Origin of the sequence: Desulfogranum marinum (assembly GCF_963675105.2) — a bacterium.
GTDB classification, from domain to species: Bacteria; Desulfobacterota; Desulfobulbia; order Desulfobulbales; family Desulfobulbaceae; genus Desulfogranum; species Desulfogranum marinum.
This window is the reverse complement of record NZ_CAXXRO010000004.1, coordinates 1,844,690-1,868,368: the sequence shown is the minus strand read 5'-3', so window position 1 is coordinate 1,868,368 and position 23,679 is coordinate 1,844,690. Positions and strand designations below refer to the sequence as shown.

Here is a 23,679-nt window from a genome sequence, read left to right as displayed (position 1 = left end):
CATATCAGCGGAGAATTCCCATGACCCCAACCAATTCCCGACAAAGATCCGCAGGAGACGAAGCTGCGCCCCGCATCGGCGTCTATGTCTGTCATTGCGGTCTAAATATAGCCCAATCTGTTAACTGCCCGCAGGTGGCAGAATCAGCCTCTACAGCCAATGATGTTGTTTTGTCCAAAGACATTACCTACGCCTGCTCAGAACCAGGCCAGCAGGAAATAAAACAGGATATTATCGACAACCAGCTGGACCGGGTTGTAATCGCATCCTGCTCTCCACGGCTGCATGAACCGACCTTCAAGCAGATGGTGCAGGATGCAGGCCTCAATCCCTACATGATGGAGATGGCCAACCTGCGGGAGCAGTGCTCCTGGGTGCACATGAACGATATTGATAACGCCACCCGCAAGGCAGAGACCCTTGTAGATATGGCTGTTTCCAGAGTACGCCACCTTGATCCATTGACCGAAGAGACGCTGCCGCTGATCAAAAAGACGTTGGTCATTGGCGGCGGTATTGCCGGAATCCAGGCCGCCCTTGATCTTGCAGATTGCGGATATGACGTCACCCTGGTGGAAAAACAACCCTCCATTGGCGGCATGATGGCCCGGTTGGATAAAACCTTTCCAACCATGGACTGCTCGATTTGAATACTCGGTCCTAAGATGACGGATGCCGGTCGGCATCCACGAATAAAGCTCCTGACCTTAAGTGAGGTCGTGGACGTGAAAGGCTATGTCGGTAATTTTGACGTTAAAATTATCAAAAAGGCAAAATATGTTGACGAAACTGCCTGTACTTCCTGCGGCGATTGCGCCACGGTTTGTCCTGTGGTTCGTCCGGATGAATTTAATATGGGACTTGCCTCGCGCAAGGCCATTTACAGTCCGTTTCCCCAGGCTGTCCCTTCCTCTTATCTCATCAACATCAATGAGTGTTTAGGACATAACCCGGCGGTCTGCTCAAAATGTGTCGATGCATGCGATAAAAAATGTATCAATTTCCATATGTCGGACGAAGAGATTACAGAGCAGGTAGGCTCTATTATTGTAGCAACAGGGCTAGAGCCATATGATCCCACCGAACTGGACGAGTACGGGTATACCCGATTTGAAAACGTACTGACCAGTCTTGAGTTCGAGCGATTGGTCAACGCCGGAGGACCATCAAAAGGGTCCCTGATTCGACCGACAGACAGAAAAAAACCGAAATCGGTCGGTTTTATTCAGTGCGTTGGTTCCAGGTCACTCAGAAAAGGGGAGCAATACTGTTCCAACATCTGTTGCATGAACACCATCAAATCCACACTGGTGCTCAAAGAGCATTATCCGGACATGGAAGTAAAGGTGTTCTATATTGATATCCGTGCCTTTGGTAAAGGATTTGAAGACCTGTATACGAGAAGCCGTAGGCTGGGAGTCAAGTACATCCGCGGATTGCCTGGTTCTCTTGAAGAAACAGCAGAGAATACCATGCGGGTTGCGGTTGAGAACTCCGCCACTGGTAAGCTGGAATTCCATGAACTGGACATGCTGGTGCTTGCCTTAGGCGTAAAACCAGCGCCTAGTACTCAACGCCTGCAGGAGATTATGGGACTACAGCTGACCCCTGATGGTTTTTACCTGGAAGCCCATCCCAAACTGCAACCGGTGGATGCCGCAACCCGCGGTATCTTTTATGCAGGATGCGCCGAAGGGCCAAAAGACATCAAGGAAAGCGTCACCCAGGCTTCAGCAGCTGCTGTCAGAGCTGTCCGCCTGATGCATAAGGGAGAAATAAGCTCTGAACCGATCACCTCGGAGATTATCGCTGAGAAATGCAAGGCCTGTGGCAAGTGCGCAGAGGTATGTCCCTACAATGCCATTTCGGTTGATGTAAAAAATAAAAAACCGGCAGTGGTCAATTCCGCAGCGTGTGCTGGTTGCGGAACCTGTGCAGCTGAATGCCACTTTGATGCGATCATCATGAATCATTACACCGACCAGCAGATTCTCGGCCAGGTCGATGCCATGCTTACCACAGAACCGGAAACCAAAATATTGGTCTTTGCCTGTAACTGGTGCTCCTATGCAGGAGCCGATTATGCCGGCGTATCGAGGTTGCAGTATCCAGCCAACGCCCACCTGGTAAGAGTCATGTGTTCGGGCAGGGTGGATGAGAAATTCATATGGGAAGGATTTCGCGGCGGAGCACCGGTGGTGCTTGTGAGCGGCTGCCACATAGGCGACTGCCACTATATCGATGCCAATCACTGGACCGAAAAACGGGTGGCGAAACTGCACAAAAAAATGGCACGACTTGGCATCCGCCCGGAAAGGTTGCAACTGGAATGGATCAGCGCGGCCGAAGGAATTCGTTTTGCCGACAAGATGAAGGACATGGAGGCGTTGAGAAAAAGTGTCTCAGCCGAAGAGATAGCAGACACCATAGAACTGCTAACCAAACTGTAGGTCTGCTTGAAAACATTGCCACAGTCAATAAAAGATGTATATTCGTTGTATTGACTGTGGCAAACCAGGCTCGTTGCCTTTTTTGACTACTGCCCATAACAAAGACAGGCAGAGTGCAAACAGACTCCTCTCAAACGACACGACACTCAAATGATAAAAAAAGAACTACTCGACATACTGGCCTGCCCCAAGTGCAAGGGACCTGTAGAAAGTGATGAAGAACACAGCAGTCTCATCTGCCGCAACTGCAAACTGGCCTACCCTGTTAAAGATGATATTCCGATCATGTTGATTGATGAAGCGACTCCCCTTGAAGAAGAAAACTGACAAACTTCCGGCAGGTCATTCCTTCTCAGTGCACAAAAAAAGCCCCGGTCATTGACCGGGGCTTTTTTTTAGTGTTCACTAGCCCGGATTTCTCATCAGTGAAGTTTTTCGCAGATCGAGGCGCAGGACACGCAGCAGGTAAGCGTAGACTCCGATAGTAAGCTACCGCAAATGGCCTGCAACAAAGAGTCTGCGGAAAAATCCGCTGACCCGGAGGGTGAGTTTTTTGATTATCGACGAAAAAACAGTCTGTTTTTTTAGCACTACCGTATTTTCTATAAATATCAAAAGCTTAAGTCGAAAACCAAAAAACTCATGAGAAATTCGGGCTAGCTCTGCACTCTTTGCTTAAGGCGCTATACCCATTTCCTTTTCTTTTTTGGCAATTTCCAGCCTGGTCTTAACAACGGTATCCGACACCAGACTGATGGAGTCGATCCCCTGCTCAACCAGAAAGGTTGCAAAATCAGGAAAATCTGAAGGTCCCTGACCACAGATACCGATCTTTTTCCCCCGTCGTTTTGCAGTCTTGATCACCATTTTGATCATATCCTTGACCGCCTCATTACGTTCATCATAGATGTGCGAGACCAGATCGGAATCACGGTCCAGGCCAAGGGTTAACTGGGTTAAATCATTGGAGCCTATGGAAAATCCGTCAAAGACATCGGCAAAGGCGTCGGCGGAAATGACATTGGATGGAATTTCGCACATCACATACACCTCAAGCCCGTTCTCACCCTGCACAAGTCCGAACTCGCGCATCACTTCAATCACCCGTCTCCCCTCTTCAGGGGTTCGACAGAAGGGAACCATCAGCTTAATATTATCAAGCCCCATATCATTTCTTGCCTTGAGCAGCGCCTTGCATTCAAGTTCAAAGGCAACTTTGTACCTGGAGTCATAATAGCGGGAGGCTCCGCGCCAGCCGATCATGGGATTTGACTCCTCCGGCTCATACAGATAACCACCGATCAAATTGGCATATTCATTGGATTTAAAATCAGAAAGCCGAACAATAACATCTCTTGGATAGAATCCGGCTGCAATTCTGCCAACCCCTTCTGCCAGTTTATCAATAAAATATTGGCGTTTATCATCAGGATAGGCACTGGTTTTGTAGTTGATATCCTCGATCACATCCCATATTTCGTCATCATCCTTGCCCTCTTCACATAACTCCTCATAATTATAGAGTGCCAGCGGATGGATACCTATATGGGAATTAATAATGAACTCCTCACGAGCCAGCCCCACCCCTTCATTGGGAATCTGTCCCTCGACAAAGGCTTTTTCAGGCAACCCTACGTTCATCATTACTTTGGTCCGGGTCGCAGGAATATTGTCCAAATCCAGTGTTTCTATGCTGAAATCCAACAGCCCATCGTAAATATACCCGGTCTCTCCTTCTGCACAGGAGGCAGTCACCTCCTGACCATCCTTAATCACCTCTGTGCCGTCTTCTGTGCCGATAACGCAGGGGATGCCCAGCTCTCTGGAAATAATGGCAGCATGACAGGTACGACCACCACGATTGGTGACAATGGCACTGGCGATTTTCATGATCGGTTCCCAGTCCGGATCGGTCATGTCTGTAACCAGAATTTCACCTGCCTCAAAATCATGCATCTGACTCACGTCATGCAGGATTCGTGTTTTTCCTTTGCCGATCTTGGCGCCGACCGCCTGGCCACGGGTTAAAACAGGTCCCTTCTCTTTGAGGAGATAGGTTTCCAAAACCTTTTTATTTGTCTGTGAATGTACAGTCTCTGGACGGGCCTGAACAATAAACAGGCCACCGGTCCCAACGGTTTCGCCATCACCATCCTTAGCCCATTCAATATCCATGGCATGCCCATAGTGCTCCTCAATGATGCATGCCCAACGGGACAGCTGCAGTATCTCGTCATCACTTAGTACATAACTCCCTCTTTCCTGGGCAGTCGTATCCACATTGACAACCGACTCTTCAGCATCAGGGTCGGGATTGTAGATCATTTTGATTTCTTTGGTACCAACCCGCTTACCGACAATGGGCCGTTTTCCCTGCTTGAGCGTCGGCTTAAACACATAATATTCATCAGGGTTCACGGCTCCCTGAACCACATTTTCTCCAAGTCCCCAGGCAGCGGTCAAAAAGACGGCGTCCTTGAAACCCGATTCCGTATCAATTGAAAATAAAACCCCGGAAGAGGCTGAGTCAGAGCGCACCATTTTCTGAACCACAATGGAAAGATACACATCAAATTGGCTGAAGCCTTTATCATGGCGGTAGGAAATGGCTCGATTGGTAAAGAGGGAGGCAAAACACCGTTTACAGGCATCGATAAGTGCCTCTGGCCCTCGAATATTAAGATAGGTATCCTGCTGACCGGCAAAAGAAGCATCCGGCAAATCCTCAGCGGTTGCAGACGAACGTACCGCCACATCGACATCTTTACCATATTGGTCTTCCATCTTCCGATACGCGGCAATAATGGCCTCGCGTAAATCATCGGGAAAAGCCGCATTACGGATAATATCCCGTACCTTTGCCCCACGCTCCTGCAGGTTATGTAAATCGTGGGTGTCGAGATCTGCAAGTGTCTCTCTGATGGCAGCTTCAAGTCCCGCATCTTTCAGCAAGTGCTGATAGGCATAGGCTGTGATAGCATACCCATTGGGCACCACCACCCCCTTTGCATCAAGATTGCGGTACATTTCACCAAGGGACGCATTTTTGCCGCCAACCATGGCTACATCATTGATCCCTATTTCATCAAACCAGAGAATGAGTTCCTTCTCATTTACCTTTTCCATTTTTTCCCTCACTTCATTATGTCTCACCGCATCTTCCATCTATTTTACAACAATACCTAACAAACCACTTTTCATTCTGTCAAATACGATGAATACAAAGGAGCAATTGATATTTTGTCAGATGCGAAAAAAAATCAAAATTCGCCTGCTCCAGAGGGGGCGACAACCGATATGTTGCCAATCCTCCGGTGAAGCATTATACTTCCAATCTCGATAGCACAAATACGATCAAAATACTCGACTTAAATGCTGATCAACACCAGATTCAAAGAGGTATTGACATGATGAGCAACAAGGAGCAAGCAGCCGCCATTACAGAGCGTTATATCACCCCCGACAATCATGCGGTCAGCGACTATTTTGCGACGCTCAGTGAATTGATCCAGCACAGAAAGACTGCAAGAAACGAGGACGACAAGGCCTTCTGGCAAGCCGAAGTCAATGCGGTCTATACACTGCTTGAAGACGAACTACTCACCAACACGGCTCTTCCGGTAAGCGAGGTAAAATTCGGCACTTCAGGTTGGCGGGGTATACTTGGCAAAGATATCTTTCTAACGTCTGTGGCCACAGTGACCTGTGCTATCTTAAACCTGTATAAAGAGGGAAAAGAGAATCCCCACATATTCAACGCTCTGGGAAATATCGATTTTGCGACCATGCAGCAGCGCGGCTGTGTTCTTGGCTTTGACAACCGATTTGGCGGCAACCTCCTTGCCCTGGCCGTGGCCAACGTGCTGACCGCAAACAAGGTTAAGGTTTTCTATGCAGGGGAATCCACCACCGGCGCACTTTCCGCTTCCGTCCTCCAGCACCAGGCTGCATTCTCCATCAATCTGACCCCCAGCCATAACCCGATGCAGTACGGTGGTTTTAAATTCAATGCCGCTGATGCAGGCCCTGCTGCTGCCATACTTACAGATACCATCACAACCACGGCCAGGCAATACCTAGCGGCAGGTACCAATCCATATTTACCGGCAACCATTGACCTGCAGACTCCACTGGCAGAACTCACAGGTATTGAAACGGAAGATGCCCTGCGCAGCTGGCAGCAACTGGTCCGGCAAAATGAAAATCAGCATGGCATAGCATACAGCCGGCTTTTAGCCGACTTTGCCGCTCGTGAGAACGTAGTCGTCTGTGTCGATGCCGTACATGGAGCATCACGTGACTATATATCCAGACTTCTCGGCGATCCTCCGCCCGAAAGGCTGGTCTTGCTTCGCAATACTCCTGACCCGACCTTTGACGGCATCGCTCCGGAGCCATCTTCTGCCAACATGCAACCGGTTCTTGCCGCTCTCAACGCGCAACAAGCCCCCTTAAAGATTGGCGCTATCATTGATCCGGACGGAGATCGCATTCGCTTCACCGACGGTGATGTTGAGATTTCCATGAATCAATTCGGTGCAATGGCTTATCACTTTATACATGAGGTCAAACACAAAAAAGGGATGGTGGCCAAGACTGTTGCCACCAGCAACCTGGCCAATGGTATTGCCACCCAACTTGGAGAAGAGATTTTTGAACCCAGGGTCGGGTTTAAAGAATTTAAACCTGTCATGGGAAAAGCACTTGTCTTTTTTGAAGAATCCGACGGTATTTCCATTATTGGCCACACCCCGGAAAAAGATGCCTTTATCGGCCTGATACTGGCAATAGACATGGTACTCACCCTTGGCATTTCTTTGGGTCAATATCTGCGCCGGATAGAGGACACTTTTGGATATTATTATCCGGACCGAGATGGCATAGTCGTTGGCCAAAGCGGTCAACAGCTGCTAGACACACTGCAGCAACTGGAAAAATACCAACGCAATGAAAATATCATGATCGGCGGGCATCCGAAAAGAATTGAACAAGTGATTGATATAGACGGGCGAAAAATGATTCTTGAGGATGGTTCCTGGATAATGATCCGCCCTTCCGGGACGGAACCCAAGGTCCGATTTTATGTCGAGGCCAGAGATGCTCAAGAAACTGCCCTACTTACAAAAAGTGCACATTCAATGCTTGCCGAAATAGGACTCCTGCCATAGAGTTAAGCGGAAATACTGCGCAAAAGACGTTATCATGATGGATTTCGGGTTAACGCCCTCTCGTCACACCTCTTTTGTTCGACATAAAAACAACAACTTAGAGATCTACACTATGTGGGAATATACGGATAAAGTCCAGGAACACTTCATTAACCCTAAAAATGTCGGAGAGGTTAAAGGCGCAGATGGCGTTGGCAATGTCGGTTCTCTGGCATGCGGGGATGCGCTCAAATTAACGATTAAAATCGACGAAAACGATATCATCACCGATGCAAAATTCAAGACCTTTGGTTGTGCATCAGCCATTGCCAGCTCTTCAGTACTCACCGAAATGCTCATAGGGATGCCGCTTGAAGAAGCCAAGCGCATAACCAACGATGATATCGCCCAGGCCCTTGGCGGACTGCCAAAAGAAAAAATGCACTGCTCTGTCATGGGCCGAGAGGCATTGGAAGCAGCCATTGCAGACTACACCGGGGCCATCCTCCCCATGGCACAGGGTGAGGTGGTCTGTGATTGTTTCGGCGTCACAGACCTGGAAATCATTCGTGCAGTGAAAGAAAACAATCTGCGCTCAGTGGAAGAAATTACCAACTTTACTAAAGCGGGTGGCGGCTGTGGCAAGTGTGAAGACTCCCTGCGCTCTCTTTTAGCAAAGACAGTGGAAGATCTGCCAGTGTCCGCAGCGGAACCTGCACAGCAAAAACGAATGACCACTCTCCAAAAAATCAAGAAGATTGAAGAGGTGTTGGAAAGAGAAATAAAGCCGACCCTGAAAAAAGATGGCGGCAACATAGAACTTATAGATGTTGATGGTGATTTTGTCACAGTTTCTCTACGCGGAGCGTGTTCAGGTTGTCATTCATCACAGACCACGCTCAAAGAATATGTTGAGAAAAAACTGCGTGAGCAGGTTCTCGACACGCTTATAGTAGAGGAGGAAAAATAATGCAGTGCAATCCCGACAACGTCATTTATATGGATAACAACGCAACCACTCGAGTTGCACCGGAAGTGGTTGATGCCATGATGCCGTTTCTTACCGACTACTATGGCAATCCCTCTTCCATGCATACCTTTGGCGGGCAGGTAGGCCAGGCTGTTGAGCAGGCGCGCGGTTCCGTTGCCGACCTCCTTGGTGCCGATGCAAGTGAAGTTGTCTTTACCAGTTGTGGTACAGAAAGCGATTCAACGGCAATACTCTCCGCCCTGCAAACTTATCCTGATAAACGACACATAGTGACCACCAGAGTCGAACACCCGGCGGTCAAGAGCCTGTGCGAGAACCTGGACAATTTAACAGGTCACAAACACAGGGTTACTTGGCTCAAGGTCAAAGCTGACGGCACTCTCGATATGGAAGAGTATAAAGCAAGTCTTTCAGAGGACACTGCCATTGTCAGCGTCATGTGGGCCAACAATGAAACCGGTGTCATTTTTCCGGTGGAAGAAATGGCCAAGATAGCAAAGGAACGTGGGATTCTTTTTCACACAGATGGTGTGCAGGCGGTTGGTAAAATCCCCATGAACCTACAGGAAACCGACATTGATTTCCTCTCCTTGTCAGGACATAAACTGCATGCGCCTAAAGGTGTCGGCGTTCTGTATATAGCCAAAGGCACTCCATTTATCCCCTTTCTCAATGGTGGACACCAGGAACATGGTCGTCGGGGTGGTACCGAAAACGTGGCCTCGATCATCGGTCTTGGTAAGGCCTGCGATCTTGCTGCAGCAAGCTTGACCGACGAAAACACCAGGGTACGAGCGTTGCGAGACAAACTCGAGCAGGGATTACTTTCCTCTGTGCCGAAATCCCTTTTAAATGGTCATAAAGAAAACCGACTGCCCAACACCTCAAACATCAGTTTCGAGTATGTAGAGGGGGAGGCCATCCTGCTCCATATGAACCAGTACAATATTTGTGCATCCTCCGGATCCGCTTGTACCTCAGGTTCACTTGAACCTTCCCATGTATTGCGCGCAATGGGCGTACCGTTTACAGCGGCGCATGGATCGATCCGCTTCAGTCTTTCCGTATACAACACCGAGGAAGACGTAGATTTTGTACTGGAAAAAATGCCTGCAATCATCGAAAATCTGCGCAAGATGTCTCCATTCTGGGAAGAATAACCCTCTAAAATAAAGTAAAAATACATGTTCATCACCAAGCCGTCATACACAATCCTTCATGAACTTGATCGGCAAAGCCTTCCGGTTCGCATCGAGTACAGTGGCAGAATCTGCTATAAAAGTGAAGATAGGATAGACGAGACCTCAGCCATTCCTTTTGTGCGCAAAATGGGAGAGTACGGACATAATTCAGTTTTAGAGATGGGGGTCGTCACCTTCAGGCTATCTGAGCTAAGCAGTGAACAGGTTACGGCCTTCTTCCGCTGCCAACCGAAATACCTGAATATCGGAACCGAACCAGGCAACAGACTCCTGGTTACCGGTTCCATCCGCGGGTACCGGGAAATGTTTGTCAACCACAAACAAAACGAAGTTACCCGGGCACTGACGGATTTTCTTGCTCGCAGACATCCCTATTTTTTTGAGACCATTTGTCGGCCGGAAGAAATAGACGTCCCAAAAAACATCTCAGTTGAAAAAATAGAATTGGAGCAGGTTGACAAGTTTGAGGGGGAGCAGCTAGCCTTGCATCGCTACCTTGGAGTTCGTTTCATAGTGAACCGGGCTGTCACCCATGAACTTGTCCGCCACCGTCCATGTGCTTTTCTCCAGGAAAGTCAGCGATATTGCAGGTACTCGGCAGACAAATTCGGTAATGAGGTGACCTTTATCCAGCCCCTTTTCTACACCGAAGGCAGCACTGAATTTAAGCAGTGGAAACAGGCCATGGAGACCACGGAAAAAATCTACCTTGAGCTACTCAACACCTCGACTCCGCAGGCTGCTCGCACAGTCTTGCCCAATGCCTGCAAAACGGAAATTATTGTCTACACAAACCTTGCTGAGTGGCGCCATATTCTTGCTCTGCGAACACCAAAAAATGCAGACCCATCCATGCAGGAAGTAATGGTACCGTTACAACAGGAGTTACAAGGTCTTTATCCGGCAATTTTTTGATTCATTTTTTTTAGAGCCTATACCGACGCCAAAGTATCAGGCTCTTTCCCCCTTTCTTCCCCCCACTGGTTACGCCATATTTGTCACAGTCAGGCAATACTGAAGAATGATTCCTTTTTTTGACCATCTTGTTCTTTTATAGTAATATGCGATAAGAGTGTTCACCTTTTCTATGCAGTACACAACGTACTGTCTTCACATTATGAGTTTTTACGTGACGTAAGAATGGCTATCAAACCTGTAAAAAACAACAATTCACAGACACGTTCTCCCATGAAGCGGACGGTCAAAGACCAGTCCGGTGCAGGAAAGTTAAAAATAGGGGAATTACTCAGTAAAGCGGGGTATATAACCGCAGCACAATTTGAAGAAGCCAAACGGGTACAAAAGAAAACCGGTGAACGACTCGGGCGAATTCTGCTTGAAAGCGGGGTCATTGAACGTGACACCATCGCTAACTTTCTCAGCAGAAATTACAATTACACCATGGTCAACATCGAGGAGGAGCCGCCGAGTCAGGAAGCCCTCGACCTTGTTCCCTATGAAATAGCAAAAGAATATCTTGCTTTTCCGCTGCGGGTAGCCGGCAACACCCTGCAAATCACTATGACCGAACCCACAGATGCGGTGGAAGTCGAGGAATTGCAGGATAGGGTTAACCGGGGACTAAATGTTTGTGTCTCCACCGCAAAAGAGATCATCGATGCCTATAAAAAGTATTATAAAATCGATGAGGAGGAATATAATTCTTTTTTCAAGGTTGACCTGGAAGAAGAGCAAGAGGAAGTAACACAGGTTGATGACTTCGGAGCCCTTGTTTCAGATGCTGCCGAAGACTTTGAAATTGAAAGCGGCACTGATGCTGAGGATGGGTTTGATCAATTTTCCGCCTCAGATGCTCCCATCATCAAGCTCGTTAACGGCATACTTGTCAAAGCCGTTCAGGAAGGTGTCAGTGATATTCACATAGAACCTTTTGAAAAGACCATGCAGGTCCGTTACCGTAAAGACGGATCGCTATTCAAATCTATGAACCTGCCACTGACCATCAAAAATGCGATGGTGGCAAGGATAAAAATACTTTCAGACTTGAATATTACTGAACGACGTGTTCCCCAGGATGGCCGTATCAAAATGCGATTAGGCCGCAATAAAGCGGTTGATTTTCGTGTTTCCACCCTACCATTACTCCACGGAGAAGGTATTGTTCTTCGTATTCTGGACAAAAGCTCACTCAATGTTGACCTTACCAAACTAGGTTTTACCACAGATACTTTTACCTCCCTGCGCCGCTGCCTTAACAGGCCCCAGGGCCTGTTACTTGTAACCGGGCCCACCGGTTCCGGTAAAACAGTAACGCTTTATTCGGCTCTCAACTCCCTTAACACTGAAGATATTAAAATTCTTACTGCTGAGGACCCGGTCGAGTTCAACTTTAAAGGGATCAATCAGGTAAACGTCAACACCGAAGTAGGCATGACGTTTGCTGCTGCCTTAAAAGCCTTTCTCCGCCAGGATCCCGATATCATCATGGTCGGTGAGATTCGAGATTATGACACCGCAGAGATAGCCATGAAAGCCGCCATGACCGGTCACCTCGTTTTCTCTACTCTGCATACCAATGATTCACCGTCAACTGTCAGCCGTATGGTGGACATTGGCGTCCCCGCTTACATCCTGGCCTCATCACTGACCATGGTTCTCTCCCAGCGACTGGGCCGTCGACTTTGCGTTCAGTGCAGGGAACCTGCACAATACCCCAAACAGGAACTAATCAGCGCCGGCTTTCGTGAAAGCGAAATTGATGATCTTCAACTCTACAAAGCTAAAGGGTGTGCAGAATGTAATGGACTTGGCTACAAAGGCAGGGTCGGTTTCTTTGAACTCATGGAAATCACCGACGATGTCGCCCAGGCCATCCAGGCTGAGGTCGCAGAAGAGCAGTTGCGAAAGGTTGCCATTCAAGAAGGTATGTACACCCTGCGGGAAGCGGCCCTGCAAAAGGCACGTGAAGGGGTTACCAGCCTGGAAGAAGTCCTTCGCCGGACAGTCGCCCATGAAGACAGTCTACCTGCCTATCTCGTCAATCCAGATGTGGAAGAATACGAGGATGGTGATGTTATTATTCAAGAATCAAACAAGGATAAAGATTTCTTTAAACTTGTGCGCGGCAAGGTCGCTGTGTTAAGGGGTGGTAAAAAAATTGCTGAAATAACTGAACCAGGAGAATACTTTGGCGAGATGGCCTCTATTCTCGAAGAAACCCGTTCCGCAACCATTATTTCAGCGGGTCGCTGCACCATCAAAAGATATCCCGGTGACAAGCTGAACGAACTCATAGAAAAATATCCAGAGGTTTCAAAGCACCTCTTTAAAACTCTCGTAGAACGATTGCAAAAAACCGACAGAATAGTTGTTCAACTGGCCGGTGGCAGCAAAAAACGTCCTCAAGTAGTCCGTCGCGCATGAAAAAAATTTCAGTATATATCATTGCCTATAACGAGGCAGATAAAATTGAAGCCGCAATCAACTCTGTCCTCTGGGCCGACGAAATTGTTCTTGCTGATTCATACAGCCAAGACGAGACTGCCCTAATTGCCGAAAAATTGGGCGCTCGAGTCGTTCAAATTGCATTTCAGGGTTTTGGTGATTTACGCAACAGGGCAATGGCTGCCTGTTCGTATGATTGGATATTTTCTCTGGATTCCGACGAACGTTGCACTCCCGAAGCACGGGACGAGATCCTCAAGGCTGTGGAAAATCCTACAGCAGAAGCATACTATATTCCAAGGCGTAATTTTTTCATGGGCCGATGGATTAAACACTCAGGTTTTTATCCTGACTATCGGCAGCCGCAGCTCTTCAAAAAAGGGGTATTAGCATTTAAAAATGATCCTGTCCATGAGGAGTATACTATTTTATCAAAAATGCCTGTTGGCTACCTCACCAACCCTATCTGGCAATTTCCGTATAAAAATTTAGAAGAGGTGGCCCACAAAGCCAATAAATACTCCAGCTTAGGCGCAGAAAAGTTGCAAAATAGATCGCGCAAAGCAACCATGTTCACCGCTGTGGCACGTGGGCTCTGGTCTTTTTTCCATATGTATTTTCTCAAGCAGGGTATTCTCGACGGATGGCCGGGGTTTATCATTGCCTTTGGCAACTTTGAGGGAACATTTTACAAATATGCCAAGCTCCATGAACTGCAGAGCGACTGGCAACCACCGTCTTCGCCACCCTTAACAAAATAAGGGCTTAAAGAGCCTGCTGCAGCCCCCTCATAGTCAGGGCTCACCTGATCTCGAACACACGATACTAATAATTCAAGCTACCCTTGAGAGAGAAAGAAAAAGGTGTTGTGTGGTAAGCAGGATAAGATGATAACGTATCTGGAAATGTTATACTTTGAGCTTCATAGCTATGAACGCCGGATACCAAAACGCTCGTAAATAGAGAGTATGTTTTCCATCATTGCCTTCAGTCCATATTTTTTGATGATGGCTCGCCGTTGAGCAGCGATATGTTCTTTATCTCGATGACGTTTTTTGGATAAGCTCTTGAGTGCTTTGCAAGCAGATTCAACATCGTTGTAATCAATTATTTCATACGCGTCGACTGCGTCCAGTGGCTCCAGAAGTGATGGAACTCTGCATAGCAGAACCGGCAAGCCGTATAAAAGACCTTGAATAAAGGATTGTGAAATCCCCTCACTTTCGTAAGAGGAAAAAAATACAAGGTCAAAAGCGGAGAAGTATTTTTCCGGCTGCTCCTGATGACCTGTAAAAAAAACACGATCACCTATACCGGCAGCTTTGACCATGGCTTGCAGCTTCGCAAGTTCTCCGCCTCCACCGACGATCATGAATTTAAATTTTTCCGGCATAGATGCGGCAGTATTAATGATGAAAGGGTGCCCTTTGTAATGCCGCAAAAAAGCAATATTTCCGACTAGTATATCATCCTCACCAACACCGTATCTGCTGCGAATCTCTTTCCTGTCTCCCGGGGAAAATTGAAATCGTTGCTCATCAATACCTGTCGATTGAACAACGATTCGTGAAGGTTTAACTCCCTGGTCTATTAATTGGTTACGAATTGCCTCGCTGCAGGCAAAAATAACATGGGGGAAAATATTGTAACTGACGGCGGAAGAGATAGGGGCAAGCACATGGCGTGTTCTAGTCACCAGCGGCACACCGCATAGCCTGGAGGCAAATCCAGCCATCCATGAATCTTCTGAAGAATGGGTATTAACAATGTCTGGACGTATTTTTCGAAGTACCCTGAAAAGGGCGACCCAGGAACTAATACTGAATTTTGATTTAAAGGCAACCGGATAAACAGATATACCTTCCTCTTTACCGCGCCGAGCAAGTTCACTTTTTTCCGGAACTATCAGTCCGGTTGCAAAACCAAGTTTACCTATTTCGCGTAATTCGGTGAGGATTCTGATTTCCTGTCCCCCATAAGCTCGCGACCAGTCAGTGTGTACTACTAGTATTTTTTTATCAATCGCATTCATTTTTTCGTCATCAGAAAAAGAGAATTAATCCCGACTGTAAAAATACGAGTAGAAAATGCATAACCTTTAGAATATCTACTTATTAATACGAGCGGGGGCGCTCCCTGGTCTGTTGGTGTTTGCAAGATCATCTATAAGTTACAGGAGGAGAAATTTTGTAAATAATACCAAACAATACCTGGAGCAACAAGAGGTAATAAAATGCCGGCCAGGAGCCTGTCGGAGAAAGCTCTTTTGCCCCATTTCTGTGTTATTGGCGAAAAAATAATGCTCCCAATATTAACTATATGGCTCCGCTTATTTTCACGCCAATGCCTTGAACTGAACCAAAATAGCAATTCTCCGACACACTCCTAGGGCTGCATTCAGACCTCCTGATCTCAATTCATGAAGTTGCGTTAGCAGGACACGCCCAAATGGCTTGTAGTACCGACCTAAAAAGGTCGATTACGGAAAAACACGAAACAACTATATGTGGTCACGAATTGCGAAAGTCGGGCTAAAAATGATGGTTCATCCCTTTGTCACACCACACACTTTTCTCTACAATCGTCCGGTGTAGAATGGAGTCATTAATTGCCAATCTATCTCTGGTGTTCATGGAATGATAAAGATGATACCCCAAAGCATAGAATTTGACATTCTGTCGAATAACGCCTGAATTAAGCAATCTGGCCGTAAACTCGGAATCTTCACGGCCCCAGCCAACAAATTCCTCATTAAAACCATTTATTTTGACTGCATCCTCCCGCCAAAACGCAAAATTACAGGTTTTCACTCCTTTTAACCGGGTACACCTAAACGAAAACAGTTTGGCGAGCAGGGCTGAACGAATACCGTTTTTTCGATTTTCAACCCCTTTGCTGAATAGATGCAACGCCCCTATTCCCTTCCTAAAAATAGCCTCCGAAACCTGCTTACCAAGTAATAGACGAGTTCCCTGAACAAAACAGTTTGTTCTTGCAAACGCACAGTGATCACCGACAAAGTGCTTTTCAAGAATAATATCCCCGTCAATCAAAATCACATAATTGCCACGCGCTTTTGCTATAGCCTTATTACGGCTCTTAGCCAGCCGAAAGCCTTTGTCTTCATGCCAGGAGTGGATCACGTCAAAAGGTGCGGACTGCTGAATCTTTTTCACCACCTCTGCCGTTGATTCCCCTGAGCCATCATCAGCCACAATAATCTCAAGCGGCGGCCTGGTTTGCGCAAGCGCACTTTGCAAAGACACCTCCAGCGCCTGCGGCCAATTATACGTGGTAACAATCAGACTTACCTGCAGATCATCCATTTTCTTCAATTACATACCAGTGAGTTCAACAACAGCCCCATAAACCTGCTCTACAGTAATTCCTTTCATACAGGACATATGGGAACATACCCTTTGTCGACAACAGAGACAGTCGATTCCTGGAGCCTGTAATATTGTATGAGCAACTTTGTATGGGCCAACCCTTTCCGGATGAGTTGGCCCAAAAAGGGCAGCAACCGGAGTGTTAACCATAGCTGCGATATGCATGGGCCCGGAATCGAGGCCAACATACACAGCTGCCTGCTCGATCAATGCCACAGATTCTTCGAGACTCAGGTAACCGGCAGCTATAATCGGTTTTTTCTTCATTATCGAGGTAATAGAGGCAATATACTTTTGGTCTGCTGCACTGCCCCCAAAAACAACAGCCGTTCCTGAGTCAACAAGCTGGTCAGCCAACTGTGCCCATTTTTGCACCGGCCAAAATTTCGTTTCCCAGCGGGCAGCAGGATTTGCATAGGCAAACCGCTGCCCTGCTCCAACACCATGGGTATGTAGAAAATTACTTGCTCGTTTTCGGTCTTCAGAGCTGGTGCACATGTAAAAATCCTCTTCCGCTACAGCGCATTGCAAATGTTTGCAGAAAAGCAGATTCTTGTCCAAGGCATGTTCGACACCCTCTGGCACGGTTACGTGTTCATGCTGAAACAAGGTGTTCAATTCCCTGGCATCTGCGAAGCCCAGGCGGGTTCCTTTGCGATTGGTCAAAGCCAATAAACCACTGCGAAAGGAAGCATGCAAATCCAGACTGATATCAAACGGAAAGGCCATGAAAGTCCTTTTTAACGCAGCCAAGGTCTTCACTGTTGCAATGAATGCTTTGCCATACACCCCTCTTGGAGCATGGGGATCGCTGGTCGCAGGAATATGAATTGGATAGACATGATCAACAGTAAGGTCTCTCTCCACAATGCCGGCATAGCCTTGTTCGACAATCCAGCCAATACAACAATCCGGGTGATGGCGCTTTAAGGCATGTGCTACAGGCAATGTGTGTACAATATCGCCCAGAGAGCTTTGTTTAATAAACAAAATCCGCTTGTTGCCCAAATCCATTTTTCCTCTCACCCCGATGACCGTGCAAACTGCTTCAACGTATCGATATGTTGTCCTGTTTTCAAGCCGTGCCTTGCTGCAAAATCAGGGGCGATGGTCTTCGGCCGTAACCCCTTAATAGTATCTATAAGGGTTTGAGGATGATTATCAGGTATTACAACCCCGCTTTCCTCTCCTAATAGTTCTGCAGCCCCAACCGAGGCAGTGACCATGACCGGGGTACCGCTTTCCAACGATTCCGTCACAACCAGACCAAAAGGCTCATAGTGCGAAGGAAGCACAACATAGTCAACTGCGCTATACAGGGATGCCATATCATCCTCATAGCCGATATAGCGGACATTATCTGACAGACGGTTCTTTTTCAGGTCCTCACTGCCCACAATGATAAGCTCATGTAGTTCCGGATCAAGAACAGCATATGCAGCAAGTAGCTCATGCAAGCCTTTTCGTTGATGACTCATGGATGGGAAAAGAAGGGTAAGTTTATGCGACGTAATGTGGTACTTTTTCCGCACTTGCTCACACTGTTCTGCACTCACCCGGAAAAAACGTTTCTCATTAACCGGGGGATACACAACCCTCACTTTGTCCTGAGCAATCTGATAATGCCTTTCAATCTCTGCCTGAATGGATTTTGAATGGGCGACCACCCACGGCACATTGGTAAACATATACCTTTCAAAACGATTTTCGACGCTGTCATGGCCCCTTCGATACCAATTCTGACTGCGCCTGGTCAGTACTGACTGCGGATGCACCCCGCCAACGACCGCAACATCCTGGCAACCAGTGCGGGTTAAACTTAAGGAAAGGTCATATTCAGTACGCAGAAACCGACGATTGTATTTATTTAAAAAAGCGTATTTTCGGAGACGCCGCGGCAAAAAAAACAATGTTGTTTTGTGAAAAGTACAGGCATAGCCTTTGGCGAGTTCCCTGTCAATTTCATAGGCATGGACATGCACCTCATCACCGGCATCCAAAAAGCCTTGCACAAGAGTAAGGAGGTACGACTCCATTCCGCCTGATTTACTGAACTGATTATGGATAAGGGCAACTTTCATCGCTGATACCTAAGTGATGGAGCGATAGAGGCTAAAGGCAATTTTATACTGATCAAGCTTCATCTGGTTCCTCTGTTTTTGATGGTGTGAAGCTGGTAAACACGATAAACAGAAAATACGCCAGGCAGCTTGAATTGAACGCGCCCTGCCAATTTTCCGTTGCATGTTGATGGGATAGTGCTTGCTTAAAAACTGCACTTCCGCTTTCATTTTTTTTTCAAAAACCGACAATGGGTCAACGTTTCGTTCACTTTGGCCTTCCAAATGGGTTATAACCGCTTCCGGTATGAAACCGATAGCCCATCCAGCCTTTCGTATGCGCAGACAGAGATCAATATCTTCTCCATACAGGAAAAACTGTTCATCAAAGCCACAGATACCATCCATGACCTCTTTACGGACAACCATACCAGCACCCAATACCCAGGCAATACTGCCCGGCAACGCAGCAAACAACCCCTTGCTGTAATGCCCGCCTGGATAATCATACTCAATTGTATCATGATCATGTCCAGAGCCGGTGATCATTCGTATACCACCCAGCCCTACCTGTGTTTGCTGGTCCATGTATTCTCTCATGGCTACCAGGCATCGTGGTTGCAATATCGTATCTGGATTGAGCAAAAACAATAAATCACTCTTAGATTGCTCTGCAGCCTGATTATTTGCAGTTCCGAATCCCACATTTTCGTGATTATCGATCAGCTCAACCTGTGGATAGCTCTGCTTTATTAAGGCAACACTGTTGTCGGTCGAGTTATTGTCAACCACAAACACCTTCTGCCACTGGTCACGCTGTGCCATCACAGAATCAAGACAGGCAGGCAGCAGGTCTGCAGTGTTATAGTTAACAATTATGATCGACAGTGACGGCAACTCAGGCATATTTAGGCTTTTTCCTATAGTGAACAAGGAGATACTACTTATAAAGAGCTTTACTCTTCTCTGCACAAAAGGATGGAAGTAAGATCTCGTTTTTCGTCTTCAAACCAAAAAATTCCATTTCCCCATTAAAAGCAGGAATTGATCCTGTCATCATAGTGAGTATGCTTTTTCATCCTGCAGATGATGACAGAGGACACAACCCACGGAATGGTTGACTCTTGGCATTAGCCCCTATCAGCAAGCATCCGGTACTTTTTTAAACAGCACAGCCGAGAAGAGAGAGAAGAAGAAACCAGTTTGATAGACAACGAGATAGGATTCCGTCAACATAATAACCAAAAAGAAAACAGGAAAGGCGTAGCGCATCCGCTGCAAATCGTCTTTTTGCACCCAGCCCTGCCTGAACTGTAAGAAAAAAAGCGATAATATGACCACTAGGCCAACACCGCCAAATCGGGTGCCGACAAGAAAATATTGGTTATGCGGATTATCAGTAGGTGATATCTGCGGAGACCGCTGCTGGTTAACTTTGGAGTACTCTGCATCAAAATCACCGGTCCCTACACCCAGCAATGGATAGGCTTTCATAATTTCATATGAGTTGCGCCAATACAACAAACGTAACCCAACAGAGGTATTGGGGTTCTTTTCAAACTGCGCTATTTCATTTCCGGCAAGATCAACCCTGCTTTTAAACTGGGGGCTCAAGGAGTACCCTGCATAAAAAAGCAGTGGTAGAAAAAGTGCTGCTCCACAAACAGCCACGATCAAATTTTTTCGAAACTTTTGCAGTAAAAAGAGAACAATCAGGACAAAGAAAACCAATTGCCCTGCCCGTCCTTCGGTAATAAACATGTTAAAAACCATTACTCCCAGCAAAACAAAACCAAGCCACTTAAAAATGCCACTGATTTTCCCCCAGAAAAGTTCATGGGCAAGCATATAGATGGCAATGGCAAGCAGGGGGTTATACACCACATGAAAGGTTTTCTTGGTGATATGCTGTGGGGTGACATCAGCGTAATGAAGTAAATCAAACCACGCCAGGTAGGTTAAGCTCATGGCCACGGTCATACCTGCTAAAAAAGCTGCTATATACCACCGCCTTTTATTGTACACAACAAGCGTCATGAACAGCGGCATGAGCATAAATTTCCACCTTTTAGCGATAAAGGCCAAACCGGATTGTACATCATCACTCCACAGGAGTCCTGCAACCATGAGGGCAATGTAGGCCAACACGGCTAGACAAACTCCATTTTGGCTCACCTCCGTCAACTTTTCGACCAACCGCCCGTCAATAATCCAACCAAGCAGGATCAGGCAGGCAAGCACGGAAATTACAGATGTTGAAAGGGGGATAAAGAATGCCAACAGCAGCATGCAACAAAAGTTCATTTGCTGCACACGCTGGGAAAAAGACGGACTCATAACTCTATTTCCTTATTCATGCTGCATATTGTAATGAATAAAGAGCCTTATACTCACCATCAAATGCCAGCAATTCTTCATGGCTCCCTGCCTCCACCAGCCAACCGTTTTTCAGGACAATAATTCGATCCGCTTTTTTAATGGTGGAAAGCCGATGTGCAATGACAATGGTCGTTCTATTCTGCATCAGATTTTCAAGGGCATACTGGACCTTTTGCTCTGATTCCGTGTCCAACGCGGATGTTGCTTCATCTAAAATGAGAATAGGCGCATTTTTAAGCAAGGCTCTGGCTATGGATATACGCTGTTGCTGGCCACCGGACAATCTAGCGCCGGACTCACCGACAATGGTGTCAAGACCATCTGGTAAGGCATTGATAAAATCCAAGGCATAGGCAGAGCGGGCAGCCTCCAGTATCTCTTCATCCGAGCATCCTTCAACTCCATAACCGATGTTGTAGCGCACAGTATCATTAAAAAGAATCGTCTGCTGGGTAACCAATGCGATCTGGCTCCGTAACGAATGCAGGGTTACCTCTTTAATATTCTTTCCATCTATGCGGATAGAGCCTGATGTAACATCGTAAAACCGGGGGATAAGGTTAGCCAGCGTACTTTTTCCGCCACCACTGGGCCCTACCACAGCGAGAACCTCGCCTCTCTTAACCTCCAGCTTGATATTATGCAGGACGGGCTCATCATCTCCATACCTAAAGATAATGTTATCAAATGTAATGCTGCGGGAAAATGGAGCCAATGGAACAGCACCGGTTTTTTCCTTGATATCCAGCTCCACATCCAGGAGAGAGAATATTCGCTGTGCTGCAGCCATTCCCGACTGGATAGTTGAATTTATCTTACTAACGCCCTTGACCGGTTCATAGAGCATGATCAAGGCCGTAAGAAAGGACATAAACGTTCCAGGAGTAGAGTTGCCGTTAAGCACCTGCATCCCACCAAACCAGATAATAAGAGCCATCCCAATCCCGCCAAGAAATTCTACCATGGGGTGTGAGAGGCAACGATATCGGGTTTCACTCATTAAAATATCGAAAAGCCGCTGCATATGATCTGCAAATCGGCTTTTCTCAAACTTTTCCATGCAAAAGGCTTTTACAATCCGAGTACCTGCTATGGTTTCGTGCAATTGATTGGTAGACGTTCCTAAGTGAGTCTGGTAACGAGTACTGATCCGCCGAAATTTTTTCCCATAAACGGTAATGGGCACCGCAGCCATGGGAATGAAAATTAAAGAAACAAACGCGAGCCGCCAATCCATATAAAAAATAACGCCAAGCAAACCAATCACCGTAAAAAAATTGCGTAACAAGTGAATGAGAGCATGGGACACCGACCCCTGCAGCAGACTGACATCATTTACAATCCTGGAAATAAGCTCACCTGTGGCATTTTTATGAAAAAAACTTAAACTCAAATCATTCAGATGACTATAGGTAGCAATGCGCAAATCTCGAATGACATTTTGCCCTACCCACTCAAGCAGGTACGAATAGACAAAATAAAACACCCCTTTAACCAGAAAAAGTAACAAAAGAGCAATGGGCAGTATATTGAGCAGCGTCGCGTCTTTATTAAAAAATATTTCATCCAGTAATGGCTTTACCATATAGGCTTGGCCTGCATTAAAACCTGCAACAATGATCATGGCACCCATGGCGATGAACAGTTTCACCTGGTAAGGTTTGAGTACCTGAGCGAGCCGTGAAACAATTTCTTTAGAAGTCATTTATAGTAACTAAACAGTTAATAGTAAGAATAGATTGTGCAAAAACGACGACGACAATAGCTGATTGGTCAGTGGGCAGCCATTTGAACAAGCTGTTTAAAACATCTTTCAACTGTACCGGTTGTAAGGAGATATTTCCAATAATGCTGGCGCAGGTGGCTACCTATAAAATTCACTCTCGGCGTCACCACTCTAACATGCCCCCACCCCGGCTGCCACAGCCGAGCCTTCTTTTTCCTTCCATGAATACTCAGGGTCGGGATACCTAGACAGGAAGCAAGATGCCCACCGCCGGAATCATTTCCGATAAAATAACCGGACTCATAAAGATAGCCAGCGCAATCAGCGATAGTTGAAAAACCTATGAGTTGGAAAGCAGGCTTAATAAATGTCTCCCACTCCTTGCTCTCAGGTTTGCTCATAATATAGACTGGCTCAAAGCCCCGTTTTTGCAAGCGATAACCAAGTTGCAAAAATCTTTCCGGCACCCAATTCTTACTCACTTCCGCACTGGTTGGATGAATACATACCCGGTTTTCGTTTTTTCTCCAGCTTAATCCTGCCGGAGGTGAAATACCGTTTTCAAGAACCGGTTGATGGTTGGGGAAAACGTGACGACAGACCACCTGCATATTTTCGACTTGCGTTATTTGAGGCTGTTGGAGGGAAATATAATTCATCTGCCTGGATATCACTTCCTTATCTGTTGAAGGCTCCATTCTGCCCGACCAGAAAAAAAACGTGTACGATTCCAGTTCGTTGGAGAGATCGGCCACCGGCAAGGAACGTTCAACCCTGTGTTGCGGAAACCAATCCTGCAATTGGTAGATAAGATCGCTATACACAGTGGTGGCATATCCGTGAAGATGCGCATTATGCAGCAGCACCATTTCAACCAGATTATCCCCCAAGCCCTTACCACCAATCAATGCTATTGCACCTTCAGCCATT

The 23,679-nt window shown here is 46.8% G+C and carries 17 protein-coding genes; 8 read left to right on the top strand and 9 right to left on the bottom strand.

Annotated features, from left to right (window positions below; all coding sequences use genetic code 11):
- Positions 1–20 precede the first annotated feature (20 nt).
- Complete coding sequence (gene hdrA2, locus ACHZCY_RS16955) at positions 21–2,450, top strand: CoB-CoM heterodisulfide reductase HdrA2 (RefSeq protein WP_319549751.1); 2,430 nt, start codon at positions 21–23, stop codon at positions 2,448–2,450.
- Between the two features lie 150 nt (positions 2,451–2,600).
- Positions 2,601–2,777 carry a Trm112 family protein gene (locus tag ACHZCY_RS16950; protein ID WP_324292242.1) on the top strand — a complete coding sequence of 59 codons (177 nt, stop codon included), beginning with the start codon at positions 2,601–2,603 and terminating at the stop codon, positions 2,775–2,777.
- Between the two features lie 348 nt (positions 2,778–3,125).
- Here ACHZCY_RS16950 and ppsA read toward each other — a convergent pair whose 3' ends face one another.
- Positions 3,126–5,576: a phosphoenolpyruvate synthase gene (ppsA, locus tag ACHZCY_RS16945; RefSeq protein WP_205222649.1), complete on the bottom strand. Its 2,451-nt coding sequence runs from the start codon at positions 5,574–5,576 to the stop codon at positions 3,126–3,128.
- A gap of 281 nt (positions 5,577–5,857) precedes the next feature.
- Here ppsA and ACHZCY_RS16940 point away from each other — a divergent pair, with 281 nt between their 5' ends.
- The 6 genes from ACHZCY_RS16940 (at position 5,858) to ACHZCY_RS16915 (ending at position 13,956) form a co-directional block, all read left to right on the top strand.
- The gene (locus ACHZCY_RS16940) at positions 5,858–7,618 is read left to right on the top strand and encodes a phosphohexomutase domain-containing protein (RefSeq protein ID WP_319549750.1); all 1,761 of its coding nucleotides are present in this window, start codon (positions 5,858–5,860) and stop codon (positions 7,616–7,618) included.
- A gap of 112 nt (positions 7,619–7,730) precedes the next feature.
- Positions 7,731–8,567, top strand: coding sequence for a Fe-S cluster assembly protein NifU (gene nifU / locus ACHZCY_RS16935; protein ID WP_205222648.1), 837 nt, complete (start codon positions 7,731–7,733; stop codon positions 8,565–8,567).
- Complete coding sequence (gene nifS / locus ACHZCY_RS16930; RefSeq protein WP_205222647.1) at positions 8,567–9,748, top strand: cysteine desulfurase NifS; 1,182 nt, start codon at positions 8,567–8,569, stop codon at positions 9,746–9,748. The genes nifU and nifS overlap by 1 nt, the downstream gene beginning before the upstream one ends.
- Before the next feature lie 24 nt (positions 9,749–9,772).
- Positions 9,773–10,705, top strand: coding sequence for an FAD-dependent thymidylate synthase (locus ACHZCY_RS16925; protein WP_205222646.1), 933 nt, complete (start codon positions 9,773–9,775; stop codon positions 10,703–10,705).
- Positions 10,706–10,930: 225 nt separating this feature from the next.
- Positions 10,931–13,174 (top strand): type IV-A pilus assembly ATPase PilB, encoded by a 2,244-nt coding sequence (gene pilB, locus ACHZCY_RS16920; protein ID WP_319549749.1) that lies wholly within the window; start codon positions 10,931–10,933, stop codon positions 13,172–13,174.
- Complete coding sequence (locus tag ACHZCY_RS16915) at positions 13,171–13,956, top strand: glycosyltransferase family 2 protein (protein WP_205222645.1); 786 nt, start codon at positions 13,171–13,173, stop codon at positions 13,954–13,956. The genes pilB and ACHZCY_RS16915 overlap by 4 nt, the downstream gene beginning before the upstream one ends.
- A gap of 167 nt (positions 13,957–14,123) precedes the next feature.
- Here the strand turns inward: ACHZCY_RS16915 and ACHZCY_RS16910 are convergent, their stop codons facing one another.
- The 8 genes from ACHZCY_RS16910 to ACHZCY_RS16875 form a co-directional block, all read right to left on the bottom strand.
- Entirely contained in the window at positions 14,124–15,227 is a 1,104-nt protein-coding gene (locus tag ACHZCY_RS16910) for a glycosyltransferase (RefSeq protein ID WP_319549748.1), read from the bottom strand.
- Positions 15,228–15,726: 499 nt separating this feature from the next.
- Positions 15,727–16,521, bottom strand: a complete 795-nt coding sequence (locus ACHZCY_RS16905; protein ID WP_319549747.1) for a glycosyltransferase family 2 protein — start codon at positions 16,519–16,521, stop codon at positions 15,727–15,729.
- Between the two features lie 9 nt (positions 16,522–16,530).
- Positions 16,531–17,598: a glycosyltransferase family 9 protein gene (locus ACHZCY_RS16900; protein WP_319549746.1), complete on the bottom strand. Its 1,068-nt coding sequence runs from the start codon at positions 17,596–17,598 to the stop codon at positions 16,531–16,533.
- Between the two features lie 8 nt (positions 17,599–17,606).
- Positions 17,607–18,665: a glycosyltransferase family 4 protein gene (locus ACHZCY_RS16895; protein ID WP_319549745.1), complete on the bottom strand. Its 1,059-nt coding sequence runs from the start codon at positions 18,663–18,665 to the stop codon at positions 17,607–17,609.
- Positions 18,666–18,674: 9 nt separating this feature from the next.
- Entirely contained in the window at positions 18,675–19,550 is an 876-nt protein-coding gene (locus ACHZCY_RS16890) for a glycosyltransferase family 2 protein (protein WP_319549744.1), read from the bottom strand.
- A 234-nt stretch (positions 19,551–19,784) separates the two neighbouring features.
- Positions 19,785–20,981, bottom strand: coding sequence for an O-antigen ligase family protein (locus tag ACHZCY_RS16885; protein ID WP_205222639.1), 1,197 nt, complete (start codon positions 20,979–20,981; stop codon positions 19,785–19,787).
- A gap of 16 nt (positions 20,982–20,997) precedes the next feature.
- A complete protein-coding gene (gene msbA / locus ACHZCY_RS16880) occupies positions 20,998–22,728 on the bottom strand; it encodes a lipid A export permease/ATP-binding protein MsbA (protein WP_319549743.1) in 1,731 nt (576 codons plus the stop codon).
- A gap of 68 nt (positions 22,729–22,796) precedes the next feature.
- Positions 22,797–23,678, bottom strand: a complete 882-nt coding sequence (locus ACHZCY_RS16875; protein ID WP_319549742.1) for a glycosyltransferase family 9 protein — start codon at positions 23,676–23,678, stop codon at positions 22,797–22,799.
- Between the last annotated feature and the right edge of the window lies 1 nt (position 23,679).

Bases quoted from the DNA above. Each gene is read 5' to 3' on its own strand.
- ACHZCY_RS16950 (WP_324292242.1), top strand. From the start codon at position 2,601: ATGATAAAAAAAGAACTACTCGACATACTGGCCTGCCCCAAGTGCAAG.
- ppsA (WP_205222649.1), bottom strand. From the start codon at position 5,576: ATGGAAAAGGTAAATGAGAAGGAACTCATTCTCTGGTTTGATGAAATA.
- ACHZCY_RS16940 (WP_319549750.1), top strand. From the start codon at position 5,858: ATGATGAGCAACAAGGAGCAAGCAGCCGCCATTACAGAGCGTTATATC.
- nifU (WP_205222648.1), top strand. From the start codon at position 7,731: ATGTGGGAATATACGGATAAAGTCCAGGAACACTTCATTAACCCTAAA.
- nifS (WP_205222647.1), top strand. From the start codon at position 8,567: ATGCAGTGCAATCCCGACAACGTCATTTATATGGATAACAACGCAACC.
- ACHZCY_RS16925 (WP_205222646.1), top strand. From the start codon at position 9,773: ATGTTCATCACCAAGCCGTCATACACAATCCTTCATGAACTTGATCGG.
- pilB (WP_319549749.1), top strand. From the start codon at position 10,931: ATGGCTATCAAACCTGTAAAAAACAACAATTCACAGACACGTTCTCCC.
- ACHZCY_RS16915 (WP_205222645.1), top strand. From the start codon at position 13,171: ATGAAAAAAATTTCAGTATATATCATTGCCTATAACGAGGCAGATAAA.
- ACHZCY_RS16910 (WP_319549748.1), bottom strand. From the start codon at position 15,227: ATGAATGCGATTGATAAAAAAATACTAGTAGTACACACTGACTGGTCG.
- ACHZCY_RS16905 (WP_319549747.1), bottom strand. From the start codon at position 16,521: ATGGATGATCTGCAGGTAAGTCTGATTGTTACCACGTATAATTGGCCG.
- ACHZCY_RS16900 (WP_319549746.1), bottom strand. From the start codon at position 17,598: ATGGATTTGGGCAACAAGCGGATTTTGTTTATTAAACAAAGCTCTCTG.
- ACHZCY_RS16895 (WP_319549745.1), bottom strand. From the start codon at position 18,665: ATGAAAGTTGCCCTTATCCATAATCAGTTCAGTAAATCAGGCGGAATG.
- ACHZCY_RS16890 (WP_319549744.1), bottom strand. From the start codon at position 19,550: ATGCCTGAGTTGCCGTCACTGTCGATCATAATTGTTAACTATAACACT.
- ACHZCY_RS16885 (WP_205222639.1), bottom strand. From the start codon at position 20,981: ATGAGTCCGTCTTTTTCCCAGCGTGTGCAGCAAATGAACTTTTGTTGC.
- msbA (WP_319549743.1), bottom strand. From the start codon at position 22,728: ATGACTTCTAAAGAAATTGTTTCACGGCTCGCTCAGGTACTCAAACCT.
- ACHZCY_RS16875 (WP_319549742.1), bottom strand. From the start codon at position 23,678: ATGGCTGAAGGTGCAATAGCATTGATTGGTGGTAAGGGCTTGGGGGAT.